Here is a 16,473-nt window from a genome sequence, read left to right on the forward strand (position 1 = left end):
CCAGGTAGCAATTCAGGTGACAACCCATGAATGACTTACAGCTCGACGAATTCAAGACCGACGAAAATGCCGCCATGGTGTTGCTGGTGGACGACCAGGCCATGATCGGCGAAGCGGTGCGGCGTGGGTTGGCGAACGAGGAAAACATCGATTTCCACTTCTGCGCCGATCCGCACCAGGCCATTGCCCAGGCGATCCGCATCAAGCCCACGGTGATTCTCCAGGACCTGGTGATGCCGGGCCTGGACGGCCTGACCCTGGTGCGCGAGTACCGCAACCACCCGGCGACCCAGAACATCCCGATCATCGTTCTCTCCACCAAGGAAGACCCGCTGATCAAGAGCGCGGCCTTTGCCGCCGGGGCCAACGACTACCTGGTCAAGCTGCCGGACAACATCGAGCTGGTGGCGCGCATTCGCTATCACTCCCGTTCCTACATGACCCTGTTGCAGCGTGACGCGGCCTACCGCGCCCTGCGGGTCAGCCAGCAGCAACTGCTGGACACCAACCTGGTGCTGCAACGGCTGATGAACTCCGACGGCCTGACCGGGCTGTCCAACCGCCGGCATTTCGATGAGTACCTGGAGCTGGAGTGGCGGCGGGCGATGCGTGAACAGAGCCAGCTGTCGCTGTTGATGATCGACGTCGACTACTTCAAGACCTACAACGACACCTTCGGCCACCTGGAGGGCGACGAAGCCCTGCGCAAGGTGGCCACGGCGATTCGCGAGGCCAGCAGCCGGCCTTCCGACCTGCCGGCCCGCTACGGCGGCGAAGAGTTCGTGCTGGTGCTGCCCAATACCTCGCCGGGCGGGGCGCGACTGGTGGCCGAGAAGCTGCGCCAGACCGTGGAAGCCTTGAAAATCCCCCATATCGCGCCGGTGGAGGGCGCGAGCCTGACCATCAGCATCGGTCTTTCCACCGTAACGCCGCAGCCCAACAGCCATTGCCGGCAGTTGATTTCGGCGGCGGACAAGGGGCTGTACCTGGCCAAGAACAACGGCCGCAACCAGGTCGGGATCGAGTAACCGCCTCAGCTTCCAGGCTGCTCGTCGGTCGCCGGGTCCCGAGGGACGGTGACCAGGGTGTCGCCGAACAGGTAGTAGCTGTGGCTCGCGGTTTGCGAGCAGGTGAGAAGGGCGGCTTCGACCCTGTATCGGGTGTGCAGGTCGAGCCTTTTCTCGTTGAAGAGGTTGTTCAGCCGGCAGCAGGCGGCGATGGGGTAGTCACCGAAGCTGTAGCTGAAGTGGCCATTTCTGTGGCTGGAGACCCAGGTGGCACTAAATTGGCCTTGCAGCCACTGGGTCCGGGCTGCCACCTCGCTTTGCTGGCCTTTCAGACGATGCAAGACCCACCACCACAGGAAGATCGCCCACGGCACCAGCAGGGCGCAGGCCAGCTGTGGGGAGATCAACAGCCAGACCCCTTGCAGCAGGATCAGCACGAACAGGCTCAGGAACAGGCATATGAATGCCTGTGCTCCCCTGAGATTGCGACGCTCGCGGGCCTTGATGTAGCGGATTTGCGAGTCGCTGAGGGTTCTCTCCATGGCGGGCTGTTTCCTGGTTCTGCTGGCAATCGAGTGCGAGAAGTGGCATTCACGCTCGGATTGTATAGGTCCTGGCGCTTAAATTAGCGGGTCTAATTGCGCTTAAAGCCGCTAAGCGGGCTGCCGTGAATCAGTGATTCCGTTATAATCTCCGGCTTTCAAAAGTTCGCCAACGAGTGCCGCCCCCCATGGAAATCAACCCGATCCTGAACACCATCAAGGACCTGTCCGAGCGCTCCGAAACTATTCGGGGGTATCTTTGACTACGATCAAAAGCATGAGCGTCTGACCGAGGTCAATCGCGAGCTTGAAGATCCGAGTGTCTGGAACAAACCCGAATACGCCCAGGAACTGGGCCGCGAGCGCGCAGCGCTGGCACAGATCGTCGAGACCCTGGACGAACTGAACGGCGGCCTGGCCGATTGCCGCGATCTGCTGGACATGGCGGTCGAGGAAGAGGACGAAGGCGCGGTGGGCGATGTCGTCGCCGAGCTGGCCCGTCTCGAGGAAAACCTCGCCAAGCTCGAATTCCGCCGCATGTTCAGCCACGAAATGGACCCGAACAACGCCTACCTGGACATCCAGGCCGGCTCCGGCGGCACCGAGGCCCAGGACTGGGCCAACATCCTGCTGCGCATGTACCTGCGCTGGGCCGACAAACGCGGTTTCGACGCGACCATCATGGAACTGTCGGCCGGTGAAGTCGCCGGTATCAAAGGTGCGACCGTGCACATCAAGGGCGAATACGCCTTTGGCTGGCTGCGCACCGAGATCGGCGTGCACCGTCTGGTGCGCAAGAGCCCGTTCGACTCCGGCAACCGTCGCCACACCTCGTTTTCCGCCGTTTTCGTCTCGCCCGAGATCGACGACAAGGTGGAAATCGAAATCAACCCGGCAGACCTGCGGATCGATACCTATCGTTCCTCCGGTGCCGGCGGTCAGCACGTAAACACCACCGACTCGGCCGTACGTATCACCCACGTACCGACCAACACTGTGGTCAGCTGCCAGAACGAACGTTCCCAGCACGCCAACAAGGACACCGCCATGAAAATGCTGCGGGCCAAGTTGTACGAGCAGGAAATGCAGAAGCGCAACGCCGCGTCGCAAGCGCTGGAAGACACCAAGTCGGACATCGGCTGGGGTCACCAGATCCGCTCCTACGTGCTCGATGCGTCGCGGATCAAGGATCTGCGCACCAACATCGAACGCAGCGACTGCGACAAGGTACTCGACGGCGACATCGACGAATACCTGGAAGCCAGCCTGAAATCGGGCTTGTAATACTGCAATACGGGATCGGCTGACACGGTGCGATCCCGTAGGAGCCGGCTTGCCGGCGATCTCCAGGCCGAAGGCCTGGGGGCAATGAACCTGTGATGGAATTTCAAAAGACATGAGCGACCAACAACTCGACCCGCAAGCCCTGCAACAGGAAGAAAACTCCCTGATCGCCCTGCGCAAGGAAAAGCTTGCTGCCGAGCGCGCCAAGGGCAATGCCTTCCCGAACGACTTCCGCCGCGAAAACTACTGCGAAGATCTGCAGAAGAAATACGCGGACAAGACCAAGGAAGAGCTCGCAGAGGCTGCAATCCCGGTCAAGGTTGCCGGTCGCATCATGCTCAACCGTGGCTCGTTCATGGTGATCCAGGACATGACCGGTCGCATTCAGGTCTACGTCAACCGTAAAACCCTGTCCGAAGAAACCCTGGCCTCCGTCAAGACCTGGGACATGGGCGACATCATCGCTGCCGAAGGCACTCTGGCCCGTTCCGGCAAGGGTGACCTGTACGTTGAAATGACCAATGTGCGCCTGCTGACCAAGTCGCTGCGCCCGCTGCCGGACAAGCACCACGGCCTGACCGACACCGAGCAGCGCTACCGTCAGCGCTACGTCGACCTGATCGTCAACGAAGAAGTACGCCAGACTTTCCGCGTGCGTTCGCAAGTGATCGCCCACATCCGCAGCTTCCTGATGAAGCGCGACTTCCTCGAAGTCGAAACGCCGATGCTGCAGACCATCCCTGGCGGCGCGGCGGCCAAGCCGTTCGAAACCCACCACAACGCGCTGGACATGGAAATGTTCCTGCGTATCGCCCCTGAGCTGTATCTGAAGCGCCTGGTGGTTGGCGGTTTCGAGAAAGTGTTCGAGATCAACCGCAACTTCCGTAACGAAGGCGTTTCGACCCGTCACAACCCTGAATTCACCATGTTGGAGTTCTACCAGGCTTACGCCGACTACGAAGACAACATGGACCTGACCGAAGAACTGTTCCGCGAACTGGCGCAGTTGGTCCTGGGCAGCACCGACGTGCCGTACGGCGACAAGGTGTTCCACTTCGGCGAGCCGTTCGCGCGCCTGTCGGTGTTCGACTCGATCCTCAAGTACAACCCCGAACTGACCGCTGATGACCTGAACGACATCGACAAGGCTCGCGCCATCGCCAAGAAGGCCGGTGCCAAGGTGTTGGGCTTCGAAGGCCTGGGCAAGTTGCAGGTGATGATTTTCGAGGAACTGGTGGAGCACAAGCTGGAGCAGCCGCACTTCATTACCCAGTACCCGTTCGAAGTGTCGCCGCTGGCCCGTCGCAACGACGATAACCCCAACGTCACCGACCGTTTCGAGCTGTTCATTGGTGGTCGCGAAATCGCCAACGCCTACTCCGAGTTGAACGACGCGGAAGACCAGGCAGAGCGCTTCATGGCCCAGGTGGCGGACAAGGACGCCGGTGATGACGAAGCCATGCACTACGACGCCGACTTCGTCCGTGCCCTGGAATACGGCATGCCGCCCACCGCCGGCGAGGGCATCGGTATCGACCGCCTGGTGATGTTGCTGACCAACTCGCCGTCGATTCGCGACGTGATCCTGTTCCCGCACATGCGGCCGCAAGCTTAAGTGCTCTGAATAATCAGCCGCCTTCATCAGGCGGCTTTTTATTGTCTGGTTGGAACTGACGTACCGCTTCTAATTCTGTGTGATTTTTAAGAGGGAATACCTGTCGTGAACCGCGCAATTGCTCAAGAAGGTGCAGCTGGCATCGCCACTGCGGTGGCTGAAAGTGTTCAGTACCAGGGCCGCAAGGCCAGCCGCCAAGGCAGTGAGCAGCGTAGACAGGACATTCTCGATGCCGCCATGCGCATTGTCGTGCGTGACGGCGTGCGGGCCGTGCGCCATCGTGCGGTGGCCGCCGAAGCCGGTGTGCCCTTGTCGGCCACCACCTATTACTTCAAGGATATCGATGACCTGCTCACCGATACCTTTGCCCAGTACGTGGAGCGCAGCGCGGCGTTCATGGCCAAGCTGTGGGCCAGCAACGAGGGGCTGCTGCGGGAAATGGTCGCCTATGGCGACGGCAGCGCCGCCTCGCGCTCGCAACTGGCCGACGATATCGCGCGTATGACCGCCGATTACGTACGGCGCCAGTTGAGTACCCGTCGTGAACACTTGATGGCCGAACAGGCCTTCCGCCAGGAAGCCTTGCTCAACCCGCGCCTGGCGCAGCTGGTGCGCTCGCACCAGCAGATCCTGCTGCACGGCACTTGCCAGTTTTTCCAGGTCCTGGGCTCGCGGGAGCCGCAGCAGGATGCCAAGGTATTGACGTCGATAATCGGCCGGATGGAATATCAGGGCCTGCTCAACGGCGCCGAGCCGCTGGTGGAAGAAGAGATGCTCGGCATCCTCACGCGCTACATGCATCTGGTTCTGGCTTCGGTCTGAGCCGCCCGGCCTGGCTTGCCGGCTGCGGCCTGGCGGTCGCGGCCCGCGCCAGCGGCTACAGTGATTCTGGTGTTCATGGGAGAGTTGCATGCAAGCCTGGCGCGTCCTGATTGCCCTGTCGTTCCTGCTGCTCAGCGGTTGCCTGGTGGCCTTCAAGGAGCCGCTGCCGGCTGCGCAGGCGGCGCCTGCCCAATTGCTGGGCAAGTGGGCCAGCAAGAATGCCTGGGGCGAGCCGCTGAACATCCAGCTCAGCCAGATCGGCGCCAACCGCTACCGTGCCTCGAGTTACCCAGGCGGTACGGCGCGCCCGCGGGACACCTATGATTTCACCGTGTCCCGGCATGGCAACCGCTGGTACCTGTCGGCGGCGGTGCCCCAGGCCTTTGGCGGGCACTACAGCATTGCCGGCTTCGAGTTGACGGCAAGGCACGAACTGGTGCTTTACACCCTGGACCTGGAACAGATTCGCCAGGCCCTGGGTCAAAAGGCCTTGAGCGGTGAGCCCATGGCCACGGCCGAAGGCGATGGCGTGCTGATCAGCAGCCCCTTGCCCGAGGTCTTCGCCTACCTTGACGACCCCGCCAATTCCGACTTGTTCGTCGAGGCGGCGCGCTTCAAGCGCGTGGGCAAGTGACCCCGCGCTACAGACCCATTCAATAGGAGCTTTTGGTGGACGATTACCAGCAGACGATACGCACCTTGTCCGATCGCATAGTGCTGGCCCAGACACCGATCCGCGTGCTGGATGCGGTGAAGTGGGACGAGAACGTCCGCAAAGGCTTTCTCAAGGCCAAGGGCAAGGAAATGCCCGCGGTGGACCGCGCCTATTACGAGGGGCGGCCACTCTCTTTCGATTCTGGCGCGGTGAAGCTGGAATTCCAGAACATCGAGCGCGACATCACCCGCCAACTGGGCCAGTTCAACCCGGTGGGGCAGATCATGCGCCGCATGTGCAAGGAATACCGCATGGTGGTGCGCATGCTCGAAGCACGAGGTACCGGCGACTTCGGCCTGATCTCGCAGGAGCTGTACGGCGCCGCATCCGATGCCTTCCATGCCGGCGACCCGACCCTGGCGGACCTGGGGCTGATGATGTCCGATTACCTGAACAACATCGACGGTCGGGGCGATCTCAAGGACGAACCCAAGACCCTGAGTGCCAAGGATGCCGTGAGCCTGCTGCAGAGCCGCCTGAACAAGGTGTTCGGCGAGGCCGAGGAAACCATCCGGGTGTTCGAGTCCGACGGTATCGTCGCCGACGCCGCGGCGGGCGCCGACTACATCAAGATCCGCAGCGATGCGATGTTCAACAACCGTGACGTGCGGGCCCTGGAAGTCCATGAGGGGCTGGTGCACGTGGGCACCACCCTGAACGGCCTCAACCAGCCGATCTGCACCTTCCTGGCCAAGGGCCCGCCCTCGTCCACGGTGACCCAGGAGGGGCTGGCGATCCTGATGGAGATCATCACCTTTGCCTCTTACCCCAGCCGCTTGCGCAAGCTGACCAACCGCACCCGGGCCATCCATATGGTGGAGGAGGGCGCGGACTTCCTGCAGGTGTTCGAGTTCTTCCGCGAGCAGGGCTTCGAGATGGCCGAGAGCTACGGCAATGCCAGCCGGGTGTTCCGCGGGTCGGTGCCCACGGGGCTGCCGTTTACCAAAGACTTGTCCTACCTCAAGGGCTTCATCATGGTTTACAACTACATTCAGCTGGCTGTGCGCAAGGGCAAGCTGGAGCAGGTGCCGCTGTTGTTCTGCGGCAAGACCACCCTCGAGGACATGCGCACCCTGCGCCAGCTGGTGGACGAAGGGCTGGTGGTGGCACCCAAGTACCTGCCCGAACAGTTTCGCGACATGAACGCGCTGTCGGCCTGGATGTGTTTCTCCAACTTCCTCAACCACCTGAGCCTGGACCGGATCGAGGCGGACTACTCCAACATTCTTTGACTTCTGCCGGGGGGCGCACATGGACGTATCCACAGACAGCTGTAGCCACTGGCACAGGCTGCGACAAGGCCCGCAGGGCCTTCAGCGCCCATCCGGGTGCACGCCAGGGGGCTGCGGATGAGCCGGCTGCTGAAGTGTTGCGCGGTATTTGCCCTGCTGCTGGGCCTGCAGGGCTGCAGTTCGTTGCTGTTCTATCCCGAACCCGGGCTGCCTTTCACCCCTGAGCGGGCCAGGCTCGAATACCGTGACGTGACCCTGACCACCGCCGATGGCCTCAAGCTGCACGGCTGGTGGCTGCCGGCCAAACCCGGAGTGGCGGTCAAGGGCACGGTGCTGCACCTGCATGGCAACGGCGGCAATCTGGCCTGGCACCTGGGGGGCAGTTGGTGGCTGCCGGAGCAGGGCTATCAGGTGCTGCTGGTGGACTATCGCGGTTATGGCCTGTCCGAAGGTGCACCGAGCCTGCCGGCGATCTATCAGGATCTGGATGCCGCGTTCAAGTGGCTGGACAAGGCCCCCGAAGTGCAGGGCAAGCCATTGATCGTGCTGGGGCAAAGCCTGGGCGGCGCCCTGGCCATCCACTACCTGGTACAGCACCCCGAACGTCAGGCCCAGCTCAAGGCCATCGTCCTCGATGGCGTACCGGCCAGTTATCGCGATGTCGGGCGCTATGCCCTGAGCACTTCCTGGTTGACCTGGCCGTTGCAGGTGCCGTTGTCGTGGCTGGTGCCGGACACCGACAGTGCGATTCACTCGATGCCGCGCCTGACCGGGGTGCCGAAACTGATCTACCACAGCATCGACGATCCCATCGTGCCCCTTTCCAATGGCATCCGTGTGTATCAAGCTGCGCCCCCGCCCAGGGTCCTGCAGCTGACCCGCGGCGGCCATGTGCAAACCTTTGCCGATCCGACCTGGCGCCGCGTGATGCTGCGCTACCTCGATGATCCGCAGCATTTCGACGGGTTGCGCCGCCTGGGGGAGATCCCCAATTACCCGACGCCCCCGAATTCAGCAGTTGAACCTCCAGAGAGTCCGCAATGAGTGAAGAACGCAACGCCATTCCCATGATCATCACCGGTATCTGCAGCATCATCGTCACCGTGGGCAGCCTGTGGTACTACGGCTACCTGCACTTCGCCAAACCGGAGGATGCATTGCTGCTCAGCGACTTCACCATGCTCAAGACCGTGCCCGGCGAGGACTACAAGATCTCCCTGCAACCGGCCGATGAAGTGGCCCAGTGCATCGACGGTGTACTGGTGCTGTTCGACACCCAGCAGAAAGGCCTGACCGGGGTGCTGGTGAACAAGAAGAAGCAGGCCGTGCGCTGCATGGGGCAGGAAACCCCGCAACTGGAGCAGTGATCTGTTCGCCGGCAAGCCGGCTCCTACATGGATAACGGCATAAAAAAACGCCGCCGACCTGAAGAGGTCGGCGGCGTTTTGTCTTACCTGCCTATATAGGCAGGGTCCCCGATCAGTTGCGGCTGACCGATGAACGTGGTGCTACCGGCTGGTTGTCGTTGGAGATGGTGACTTCCACGCGACGGTTCATGGCGCGGCCGGAAACACTGCCGTTATCGGCCACCGGATATTCCTTGCCATAACCCTGGCTGACGATGCGCGCCGGGTCGATACCCATGCGGATCAGAGCCATCTGCACCGAGCCGGCACGGCGCTCGGACAGCGACTGGTTGTAGGAATCGCTGCCGGTGCTGTCGGTGTAGCCTTCGACGATCACCTTGCGATCGGGGTTCTGCTGGAGGAATTGCGCCAGCTTGTTGATGTTCACCAGGCCGCTGGATTTCAGGTCGGACTTGTTGGTGGCGAACAGCACGTCACCGAAGGTCACCAGGGTGCCGCGGTCGGTCTGCTTGGCGTTGAGGCTGTCCTGCAACTGCTTGATCTGCGCGTCGCGGGCATCGAGGATGGCGCGGGCGCGCTGGTCGCCGGCGTCCTTGAGCTTGGCTTCGGCGGTGCGCAGGGCAATGGTTTCCTTGGCCACTTCGACCCGCTGGTTGGTCAGGTAGGCCAGTTGGTCGACCTTCTTCTCGTCGTCCTTGTTCAGGTAGGCCTTGTCGGCCTTGTCCATCCAGTCGGCGGCGTCCTTGGTTTCCAGGGCGGCGACCTTGCTGGCCTGCGGGTTGGCCTGCAGGGCGGAGAAGTTGGTGCGGGCGTTTTCCAGGTTGGCGTTAGGCGGGGTGGAGCAGGCCGCCAGGGCTACGCTCATGGCCAACAGGGCTGGGATCATCAATTGTTTGCGCATAATGGTTCGTCCTTTCAATCAAATACGAGTACGTGGGAATCGGCGGCGGCTTCTTATTGCACGCTACGCATACCTTCCTGACGCAGTTCCTGAACGCCTTTCTGCGAGTCTTTCAGTGCCTGCTCGGCCTTGGCGGCCTGGGCCTTGCGCTCTGCTACGCGGGCGTCCCACTCGGCTTGTTCAGCCAGGCGACGGGCTTCGTCGTACTTCTTGTCGTGCATGGCAATCTCGGCTTGCTTGAGCTTGTCCTGCGCCGACTTCATTTCCACGGCAGCAAATTCGGTACCGCCTGCGCTCACTGCGCTATTGACCGCAGATTGCGTGACCGCGTACTGCTCGGTGGGCGGGTTCCCGGCACAACCGGCCAGAACCATGCTGCTACCGAGGGCCAGCGCGGCCAGCTTCAGCCCGCGCAGAGAGGTGAACGAGGATTTGGCAGTGCTGATCTTCATGGTCTTCAACTCCATTGGGTAACTCCTGGAAAACATCAAAATCCATCCTGGTTCTGGCGCCGTGACGCTTCAGTGACGACGAGCGCTGATGGCAAAATTTGAAACGGCCGTTCCAGTGATGGCTAATGGGTGTGACCCGAGGCTTTTTTGAATAGTTCAGAGAAAGATGGCGATTGGCCGGAAAAAAATCTGACGCATCGGACAGGGCTCTAGATCGGGAACTTTTGCCGTGCGCAGGGGTATCCCCGACCCTTTGCAGGGCCGGGAAGGATGATTGTCAGGTGACCGCGGGAGTGTGGAAGTTCAGTGCTTGGGCTTGTCGGACTGGCTCGCCATCAGGTGCAGATGCTGGCGCGACAATGCCAGGAAACGAGGGGTGGGACCCACATCCTCGTACAGTGGATCGCCCTCTTCATCGGTGGCCACGACGTGCTGGCCCTGGATGTAGGGGAAGCTCGCCTCCAGCTCTTCCAGGGCGGCGCCGATCAGTTCGCCGAGCAGTTCTTCGGTCTGGCGTTTGGGGTACATCTCGGAAAGGGCGGCCAGGCGTGCGGCGGCTTCCACATCCAGGTGAATCCGGTAGCCGGTCCGGGTCAGGCGACCCTTGGCGTTTTCTTCCCAGTGTTGCGCAAGTTCACGGATTTTCATGATGACCTCAATGAACACCTGCTCGTGGCAGGCTGGGTTGAGTGGACCGGCCGGGGCCGGTAGGCGGCCCTCGTGCGGCCTATGCTTGAGACTAGCTGCATCGCCGAAGGTTTGGTGCGCTTTGCCCCACGCTTGCTAAGCGAGGTGTGCAGGCGGCACTCTTGAGCCTTCCGTGCCGCCTTGAGTCCGCTGGAGAACACCTCGATGACCGATATTGATGCGCGCTTGCGCGAAGACGTTCACCTCTTGGGGGAACTGCTGGGCAATACCATTCGCGACCAGTACGGGGAGGCTTTCCTCGACAAGATCGAGCAGATTCGCAAAGGCGCCAAGGCCGATCGCCGGGGCTCGCCGGGGGCCGAATTGAGCGCCAGCCTCGACCAGTTGAGCGAGGACGAACTGCTGCCGGTGGCCAGGGCCTTCAACCAGTTCCTCAACCTGGCGAACATCGCCGAGCAGTATCAGTTGATCCACCGCCGCGACGAGTCGCAGCCGGCACCCTTCGAGGCTCGGGTGCTGCCGGAGCTGCTGGCTCGCCTGCGGGCCGAAGGGCACAGCGCCGATGCTCTGGCCCGGCAACTGGGGCGCCTGGAAATCGAGCTGGTGCTGACCGCTCACCCCACCGAAGTGGCGCGCCGCACCCTGATCCAGAAATACGATGCGATTGCCGGGCAACTGGCGGCCCAGGACCACCGTGACCTCACCAGCGCCGAGCGCGGGCAGATCCAGGAGCGCCTGCAACGCTTGATCGCCGAGGCCTGGCACACCGAGGAAATCCGTCGGACCCGACCCACTCCGGTGGATGAAGCCAAGTGGGGCTTTGCGGTGATCGAGCATTCGCTGTGGCAGGCGATCCCCAATTACCTGCGCAAGGCCGACAAGGCCTTGTTCGAGGCCACCGGGCTGCACCTGCCGCTGGAGTCGGCGCCGATCCGCTTTGCGTCGTGGATGGGCGGCGACCGTGATGGCAACCCCAATGTCACCGCTGCGGTAACCCGCGAAGTGCTGCTGCTGGCGCGCTGGATGGCCGCCGACCTGTACCTGCGGGACATCGACCACCTGGCGGCCGAGCTGTCCATGCAGCAGGCCAGCCCGGCGCTCCTGGCCAGGGCCGGAGATAGCGCCGAGCCTTATCGGGCGCTGCTCAAGCAATTGCGTGAACGCCTGCGGGCCACCCGCAACTGGGCCCACGCGGCGCTCAGCGCGGCGGTGCCGGCGGGCGCCGAGGTGTTGCACAACAACCGTGACCTGCTGGAGCCGCTGCAGCTGTGCTACCAGTCGTTGCACGAGTGCGGCATGGGAGTGATTGCCGACGGGCCGCTGCTCGACTGTCTGCGCCGGGCAGTGACCTTCGGTCTGTTCCTGGTGCGCCTGGATGTACGCCAGGATTCCAGCCGGCATACCTCGGCCATGACCGAAATCACCGATTACCTGGGCCTGGGGCGTTACGAGGACTGGAGCGAGGAGGATCGCATCACCTTCCTGATGCGCGAACTGAGCAGCCGTCGGCCGTTGTTGCCAGGCTATTTCAAGCCCTCGGCGGACACCGCCGAAGTGCTCGCCACCTGCCGCGAAATCGCTGGTGCGCCAGCGGCGTCCCTGGGTTCCTATGTGATTTCCATGGCCGGCGCGGCCTCCGATGTGCTGGCGGTGCAGTTGCTGCTCAAGGAATCCGGTGTGCTGCGGCCGATGCGCGTGGTGCCTCTGTTCGAGACCCTGGCGGACCTGGACAACGCCGGCCCGGTGATGGAAAAACTGCTGCACATGCCGGGCTATCGTTCGCGCCTGCAAGGGCCGCAGGAAGTGATGATCGGCTACTCCGACTCGGCCAAGGATGCCGGCACCACGGCTGCGGCCTGGGCCCAGTACCGGGCCCAGGAGCGGCTGGTGGACATCTGCCGCGAGCAGCAGGTGGAACTGCTGCTGTTCCACGGCCGCGGTGGCACCGTGGGGCGTGGCGGCGGCCCGGCCCACGCGGCCATTCTGTCGCAGCCGCCGGGTTCGGTGGCGGGGCGTTTCCGCACCACCGAGCAAGGGGAAATGATCCGCTTCAAATTCGGCCTGCCGGACATCGCCGAGCAGAACCTCAACCTCTATCTGGCCGCGGTACTGGAGGCGACTCTGTTGCCACCGCCGCCACCGCAGCCGGCCTGGCGTCACCTGATGGACGAGCTGGCCACCGATGGCGTCCGGGCCTACCGCGAGGTGGTGCGGGACAATCCGCAGTTTGTCGAGTACTTCCGCCAGTCCACTCCGGAACAGGAGCTGGGCCGCCTGCCGCTGGGCAGCCGCCCGGCCAAGCGCCGTGCCGGGGGCATCGAGAGCCTGCGGGCGATCCCCTGGATCTTCGGCTGGACCCAGACCCGCCTGATGTTGCCCGCCTGGCTCGGCTGGGAAGCGGCCTTGAGCAAGGCCCTGGCCCGTGGCGAGGGTGACCTGCTGGGGCAGATGCGTGAGCAATGGCCGTTCTTCCGCACCCGCATCGACATGCTGGAGATGGTGCTGGCCAAGGCCGATGCGGATATTGCCCGCTCCTATGACGAGCGCCTGGTGGAGGCCGAACTGTTGCCGTTGGGCGAGCATTTACGCGACCTATTGTCGCAGGCTTGCGCGGTGGTCCTGGGCCTGACCGGGCAGTCGCAACTGCTGGCGCACAGCCCCGATACCCTGGAGTTCATCCGCCTGCGCAACACCTACCTCGACCCGCTGCATCTGTTGCAGGCCGAGCTGCTGGCGCGCTCGCGCAAGCAGCAGGCGCCGCAAGGAAGCCCCGTGGAACAGGCGTTGCTGGTCTCCGTGGCCGGTATCGCCGCTGGCTTGCGCAATACCGGCTGAGGTGCGAGAGGGCTGCCGGCCAGCTGCGCGGCGGCCCCGATCAAGGCAATTGCGAGGTGTCGTTCTGGTTCATCTGGCGACACTTTGTTGTCGGGTTGCGACTTGTTCTACCCGGCCAATGGGGCACAAAAGGGCCGGGTTCCTCCGACTTTCGACTGCTTGTGTGCGCTGTGTCGGCTGTGTATCTTGATCAGCCTTTGGCCGTTTGGGCGGCCACACCCCCATTTTTGAGATTGGCCCCACGAGGCGAATCCGAGCGTTTCTAAATAAAAAATTGAGGAGCACATCGATGCGCGTAATTCTGCTGGGAGCTCCCGGGGCCGGTAAAGGTACTCAGGCAAAGTTCATCACCGAAAAGTTCGGTATTCCACAGATCTCCACCGGTGACATGCTGCGTGCTGCGGTCAAGGCCGGCACCGAGCTGGGCCTGAAGGCCAAGAGCGTGATGGACAGCGGTGGCCTGGTGTCCGATGACCTGATCATCAATCTGGTCAAGGAACGCATCAGCCAGGCCGACTGCGCCAATGGCTTCCTGTTCGACGGCTTCCCGCGCACCATTCCCCAGGCCGAAGCGCTGGTGAAGGCCGGTGTCGAGCTGGACAACGTGGTGGAAATCGCCGTCGACGACGAAGAGATCGTCCAGCGCATCGCCGGTCGCCGTGTGCACGAAGCTTCGGGCCGGGTCTACCACACCGTCTACAACCCGCCGAAGATCGCCGGCAAGGATGACATCACCGGTGAAGACCTGGTGCAGCGCAAGGACGACACCGAGGAAACCGTGCGTCATCGCCTGTCGGTCTACCACTCGCAGACCAAGCCGCTGGTGGAGTTCTACCAGCAACTGGCTGCCACCCAGGGCAAGCCTAAGTACAGCCATATCCCTGGCGTCGGTTCGGTGGAAGTGATCACCGGCAAGGTACTCGAAGCCCTGAGCTGAGTTGCCTGAGCGTTTGATCGTTGAACGGCCCGCTTGCGGGCCGTTGCTGTTTATAATGCGTCACTTTTTTCAATGCCTATGGAACCCCGAATGAGCACCTTGCTGGCCCTGGACACCGCGACTGAAGCTTGCTCCGTTGCTTTGCTGCATGACGGCAAGGTCACGAGCCATTACGAGGTGATCCCGCGCCTGCATGCGCAGAAGCTGTTGCCGATGATCCAGGAACTGCTGGCCAATGCCGGGGTGACCTTGCAACAGGTCGAGGCCATTGCCTTTGGCCGTGGCCCGGGCGCCTTCACCGGGGTGCGCATCGCCATCGGCGTGGTGCAGGGCCTGGCCTTTGCCCTGGAGCGCCCGGTGCTGCCGGTATCCAACCTGGCGGTGCTGGCCCAGCGCGCTCTGCGCGAGCATGGCGCGACCCAGGTGGCTTCGGCCATCGATGCGCGCATGGATGAAGTCTATTGGGGCTGCTACCAGGAAGTTGCCGGCGAGATGCGCCTGGTGGGCGCGGAAGCGGTATTGCCGCCGGAAGTCGCGGCCCTGCCCGAAGGTTCCAGCGGCGACTGGTTCGGCGCGGGCACCGGTTGGGGGTATGGCGAGCGCATTGCCGTCGAACTCAGCGGCCAGGACGCCGGCATGCTGCCGCATGCGGTCGACCTGCTGACCCTGGCGCAATTTGCCTGGGAGCGCGGCGAGGCGATCGTTGCCGACCAGGCCCAACCTGTCTATCTGCGGGACAAGGTCGCTACTCCCAAGGCCCGTTGAACCCAGAGCAAATGTGCGCGGTTATGCGGATAACTCCTGCATACGCCCGCCAATCGTCCGTTTTTTCAGCCTGAACCTGCCCGGTTTTAAACCTTTTGGCTTTTCTGTGTTCTAGTTATCACTTGGGCATTTGCTAAGTCGAAGCGGTGCCGCTAAATTGCCATCATCGACCCCGGGCTTTTCTGTATGCGTATAGACGGCATCTCCTCTCAGTCCTACCCCATCAAGCGCAAGCCTCGCAAAGGCCGTGCGCTGGTAGACGAGTCCCTGGACGATGCCGACGCCATTGAAGTGCAGCCCGAGCCTTCGGCCCAGAGCCGTTCCCAGGCTTCTTCCCCACGTACCGGCAATCTTCCCGCCCGCCCCCAGGACATGATCTTCCAGCGGGCGATGAAAAAGAGCGTGGCCAACGCCCTGGCCAGCTACCTGACCACCGCCGGCTTTGTCGATTGGGATATGGAAGTGGTGGGTCTCGACCTGCATATCTGATGCTGCCTTATTTCCTCGGTTGTCCTTCCTGGAGCGAAAACGCCTGGCGTGAGTACCTGTACCCGGAAGACGCCCGGCCCAATGATTTCCTCGGCCTGTATTGCCAGGTCTTCAACGCCGTCGAAGGCAATACCACCTTCTATGCACGGCCGGCGCCCGGAACCGTGCAGCGCTGGGCCGAGATCATGCCCGAGCACTTTCGCTTTACCGCCAAGTTCCCCGGTGACATCAGTCACGGCGGCGACCTGCGCGAGCAGTTGAGCGCCGCTGAGTCCTTTATCCAGCTGCTCAGCCCCCTGGGTGAGCGGGTGTCGCCGCTGTGGCTGCAGTTGCCGGCCAGCTTTGCGCCACAGCGTCTGGCGGAACTGGCCGGGTTCATCGATGGCCTGGAGCGGCCGCTGGCGGTGGAAGTGCGGCACCCGGAGTTCTTCACCAAGGGCGATGCCGAACGCATGCTCAACCGGCTGCTGCGCGAGCGTGGCGTGGAACGTATCTGCCTCGACCCGCGGGCCCTGTTCAGTTGCACGTCGACCGCTCCTGCGGTGCTGCATGCGCAGTCGAAAAAGCCCAAGGTGCCACCGCGCCCCGCAGCCTTCACCCAGTTTCCCCAGGTGCGCTTCATCGGTCATCCGGAGCTTGAGGCCAACGATCCTTTCCTTGAGCCCTGGATCGACAAGGTCGCCGGCTGGATCGAAGAGGGGCGTACGCCCTACGTGTTCCTGCACACTTCGGACAACCGTCTGGCGGCCGAACTGGCGCGGCGTTTTCACGCCCGGCTGATGCAACGTTTGCCTGGCTTGCCCGCATTGCCTGAGTTATACAGAGAGCCCGCTGCGGAGCAACTCGGCTTGCTCTGAAGCGC

Annotated in this window: 17 protein-coding genes; 13 read left to right on the forward strand and 4 right to left on the reverse strand. The window is 62.7% G+C overall.

Features of this window, described 5'->3' with window-relative positions; translation table 11 throughout:
- Positions 1-26: 26 nt before the first annotated feature.
- Positions 27-1,028, forward strand: a complete 1,002-nt coding sequence (locus BM382_RS14035) for a response regulator (RefSeq protein WP_011059483.1) — start codon at positions 27-29, stop codon at positions 1,026-1,028.
- A gap of 5 nt (positions 1,029-1,033) precedes the next feature.
- On the opposite strand, the gene BM382_RS14040 is transcribed toward BM382_RS14035, so the two are convergent.
- Positions 1,034-1,549 (reverse strand): hypothetical protein, encoded by a 516-nt coding sequence (locus tag BM382_RS14040; RefSeq protein WP_015634307.1) that lies wholly within the window; start codon positions 1,547-1,549, stop codon positions 1,034-1,036.
- 188 nt (positions 1,550-1,737) lie between these two features.
- Here BM382_RS14040 and prfB point away from each other — a divergent pair.
- The 7 genes from prfB (at position 1,738) to BM382_RS14075 (ending at position 8,584) form a co-directional block, all read left to right on the forward strand.
- Positions 1,738-2,833, forward strand: a protein-coding gene (gene prfB / locus BM382_RS14045; RefSeq protein WP_100255254.1) for a peptide chain release factor 2 whose coding sequence is annotated in 2 segments (ribosomal slippage) — positions 1,738-1,809 and positions 1,811-2,833 — 1,095 coding nt in all. Because the reading frame shifts where the segments join, the coding sequence is not laid out codon by codon here.
- A gap of 112 nt (positions 2,834-2,945) precedes the next feature.
- Positions 2,946-4,448, forward strand: coding sequence for a lysine--tRNA ligase (gene lysS / locus BM382_RS14050; RefSeq protein ID WP_011059486.1), 1,503 nt, complete (start codon positions 2,946-2,948; stop codon positions 4,446-4,448).
- Between the two features lie 105 nt (positions 4,449-4,553).
- Positions 4,554-5,270, forward strand: coding sequence for a TetR/AcrR family transcriptional regulator (locus BM382_RS14055; protein ID WP_011059487.1), 717 nt, complete (start codon positions 4,554-4,556; stop codon positions 5,268-5,270).
- Positions 5,271-5,358: 88 nt separating this feature from the next.
- Positions 5,359-5,904: a hypothetical protein gene (locus BM382_RS14060; protein ID WP_011059488.1), complete on the forward strand. Its 546-nt coding sequence runs from the start codon at positions 5,359-5,361 to the stop codon at positions 5,902-5,904.
- Between the two features lie 35 nt (positions 5,905-5,939).
- Positions 5,940-7,217: a flavohemoglobin expression-modulating QEGLA motif protein gene (locus BM382_RS14065; RefSeq protein WP_011059489.1), complete on the forward strand. Its 1,278-nt coding sequence runs from the start codon at positions 5,940-5,942 to the stop codon at positions 7,215-7,217.
- 117 nt (positions 7,218-7,334) lie between these two features.
- The gene (locus BM382_RS14070) at positions 7,335-8,261 is read left to right on the forward strand and encodes an alpha/beta hydrolase (RefSeq protein WP_072443119.1); all 927 of its coding nucleotides are present in this window, start codon (positions 7,335-7,337) and stop codon (positions 8,259-8,261) included.
- On the forward strand, positions 8,258-8,584 hold the full coding sequence (locus BM382_RS14075) for a PA3694 family proteiin (protein WP_011059491.1): 327 nt from the start codon (positions 8,258-8,260) through the stop codon (positions 8,582-8,584). Before BM382_RS14070 ends, BM382_RS14075 begins: the two co-directional genes overlap by 4 nt.
- Before the next feature lie 112 nt (positions 8,585-8,696).
- Here BM382_RS14075 and BM382_RS14080 read toward each other — a convergent pair whose 3' ends face one another.
- The 3 genes from BM382_RS14080 to BM382_RS14090 all read right to left on the reverse strand — a co-directional run bounded on the left by BM382_RS14080 (position 8,697) and on the right by BM382_RS14090 (position 10,585).
- Positions 8,697-9,485 (reverse strand): lipotoxin F family OmpA-related lipoprotein LptF, encoded by a 789-nt coding sequence (locus tag BM382_RS14080; protein WP_011059492.1) that lies wholly within the window; start codon positions 9,483-9,485, stop codon positions 8,697-8,699.
- 53 nt (positions 9,486-9,538) lie between these two features.
- Positions 9,539-9,952: a DUF4398 domain-containing protein gene (locus BM382_RS14085; protein WP_011059493.1), complete on the reverse strand. Its 414-nt coding sequence runs from the start codon at positions 9,950-9,952 to the stop codon at positions 9,539-9,541.
- Between the two features lie 288 nt (positions 9,953-10,240).
- A complete protein-coding gene (locus BM382_RS14090) occupies positions 10,241-10,585 on the reverse strand; it encodes a pilin assembly protein (RefSeq protein WP_072443121.1) in 345 nt (114 codons plus the stop codon).
- 204 nt (positions 10,586-10,789) lie between these two features.
- Between BM382_RS14090 and ppc the strand changes: the two genes are divergently transcribed.
- From ppc to BM382_RS14115, 5 genes are all read left to right on the forward strand, one after another.
- On the forward strand, positions 10,790-13,420 hold the full coding sequence (ppc, locus tag BM382_RS14095; protein ID WP_072443123.1) for a phosphoenolpyruvate carboxylase: 2,631 nt from the start codon (positions 10,790-10,792) through the stop codon (positions 13,418-13,420).
- A gap of 289 nt (positions 13,421-13,709) precedes the next feature.
- Positions 13,710-14,357: an adenylate kinase gene (adk, locus tag BM382_RS14100; RefSeq protein ID WP_015634313.1), complete on the forward strand. Its 648-nt coding sequence runs from the start codon at positions 13,710-13,712 to the stop codon at positions 14,355-14,357.
- Between the two features lie 90 nt (positions 14,358-14,447).
- Positions 14,448-15,122 (forward strand): tRNA (adenosine(37)-N6)-threonylcarbamoyltransferase complex dimerization subunit type 1 TsaB, encoded by a 675-nt coding sequence (gene tsaB, locus BM382_RS14105; RefSeq protein WP_019093910.1) that lies wholly within the window; start codon positions 14,448-14,450, stop codon positions 15,120-15,122.
- Between the two features lie 186 nt (positions 15,123-15,308).
- Positions 15,309-15,611, forward strand: a complete 303-nt coding sequence (locus BM382_RS14110) for a hypothetical protein (protein ID WP_015634315.1) — start codon at positions 15,309-15,311, stop codon at positions 15,609-15,611.
- Positions 15,608-16,468: a DUF72 domain-containing protein gene (locus BM382_RS14115; RefSeq protein WP_026020060.1), complete on the forward strand. Its 861-nt coding sequence runs from the start codon at positions 15,608-15,610 to the stop codon at positions 16,466-16,468. Before BM382_RS14110 ends, BM382_RS14115 begins: the two co-directional genes overlap by 4 nt.
- The last annotated feature ends 5 nt before the right edge of the window (positions 16,469-16,473 follow it).

The organism is Pseudomonas sp. NFPP25 (genome assembly GCF_900116505.1).
Taxonomy (GTDB): Bacteria; Pseudomonadota; Gammaproteobacteria; order Pseudomonadales; family Pseudomonadaceae; genus Aquipseudomonas; species Aquipseudomonas protegens.

What these genes read in the sequence shown, in the direction of transcription:
- BM382_RS14070 (WP_072443119.1), top strand. Translation starts at nt 7,335, where the DNA reads ATGAGCCGGCTGCTGAAGTGTTGCGCGGTATTTGCCCTGCTGCTGGGC.
- BM382_RS14080 (WP_011059492.1), bottom strand. Translation starts at nt 9,485, where the DNA reads ATGCGCAAACAATTGATGATCCCAGCCCTGTTGGCCATGAGCGTAGCC.
- BM382_RS14085 (WP_011059493.1), bottom strand. Translation starts at nt 9,952, where the DNA reads ATGGAGTTGAAGACCATGAAGATCAGCACTGCCAAATCCTCGTTCACC.
- adk (WP_015634313.1), top strand. Translation starts at nt 13,710, where the DNA reads ATGCGCGTAATTCTGCTGGGAGCTCCCGGGGCCGGTAAAGGTACTCAG.
- BM382_RS14060 (WP_011059488.1), top strand. Translation starts at nt 5,359, where the DNA reads ATGCAAGCCTGGCGCGTCCTGATTGCCCTGTCGTTCCTGCTGCTCAGC.
- BM382_RS14040 (WP_015634307.1), bottom strand. Translation starts at nt 1,549, where the DNA reads ATGGAGAGAACCCTCAGCGACTCGCAAATCCGCTACATCAAGGCCCGC.
- BM382_RS14075 (WP_011059491.1), top strand. Translation starts at nt 8,258, where the DNA reads ATGAGTGAAGAACGCAACGCCATTCCCATGATCATCACCGGTATCTGC.
- BM382_RS14035 (WP_011059483.1), top strand. Translation starts at nt 27, where the DNA reads ATGAATGACTTACAGCTCGACGAATTCAAGACCGACGAAAATGCCGCC.
- tsaB (WP_019093910.1), top strand. Translation starts at nt 14,448, where the DNA reads ATGAGCACCTTGCTGGCCCTGGACACCGCGACTGAAGCTTGCTCCGTT.
- lysS (WP_011059486.1), top strand. Translation starts at nt 2,946, where the DNA reads ATGAGCGACCAACAACTCGACCCGCAAGCCCTGCAACAGGAAGAAAAC.
- BM382_RS14110 (WP_015634315.1), top strand. Translation starts at nt 15,309, where the DNA reads ATGCGTATAGACGGCATCTCCTCTCAGTCCTACCCCATCAAGCGCAAG.
- ppc (WP_072443123.1), top strand. Translation starts at nt 10,790, where the DNA reads ATGACCGATATTGATGCGCGCTTGCGCGAAGACGTTCACCTCTTGGGG.
- BM382_RS14090 (WP_072443121.1), bottom strand. Translation starts at nt 10,585, where the DNA reads ATGAAAATCCGTGAACTTGCGCAACACTGGGAAGAAAACGCCAAGGGT.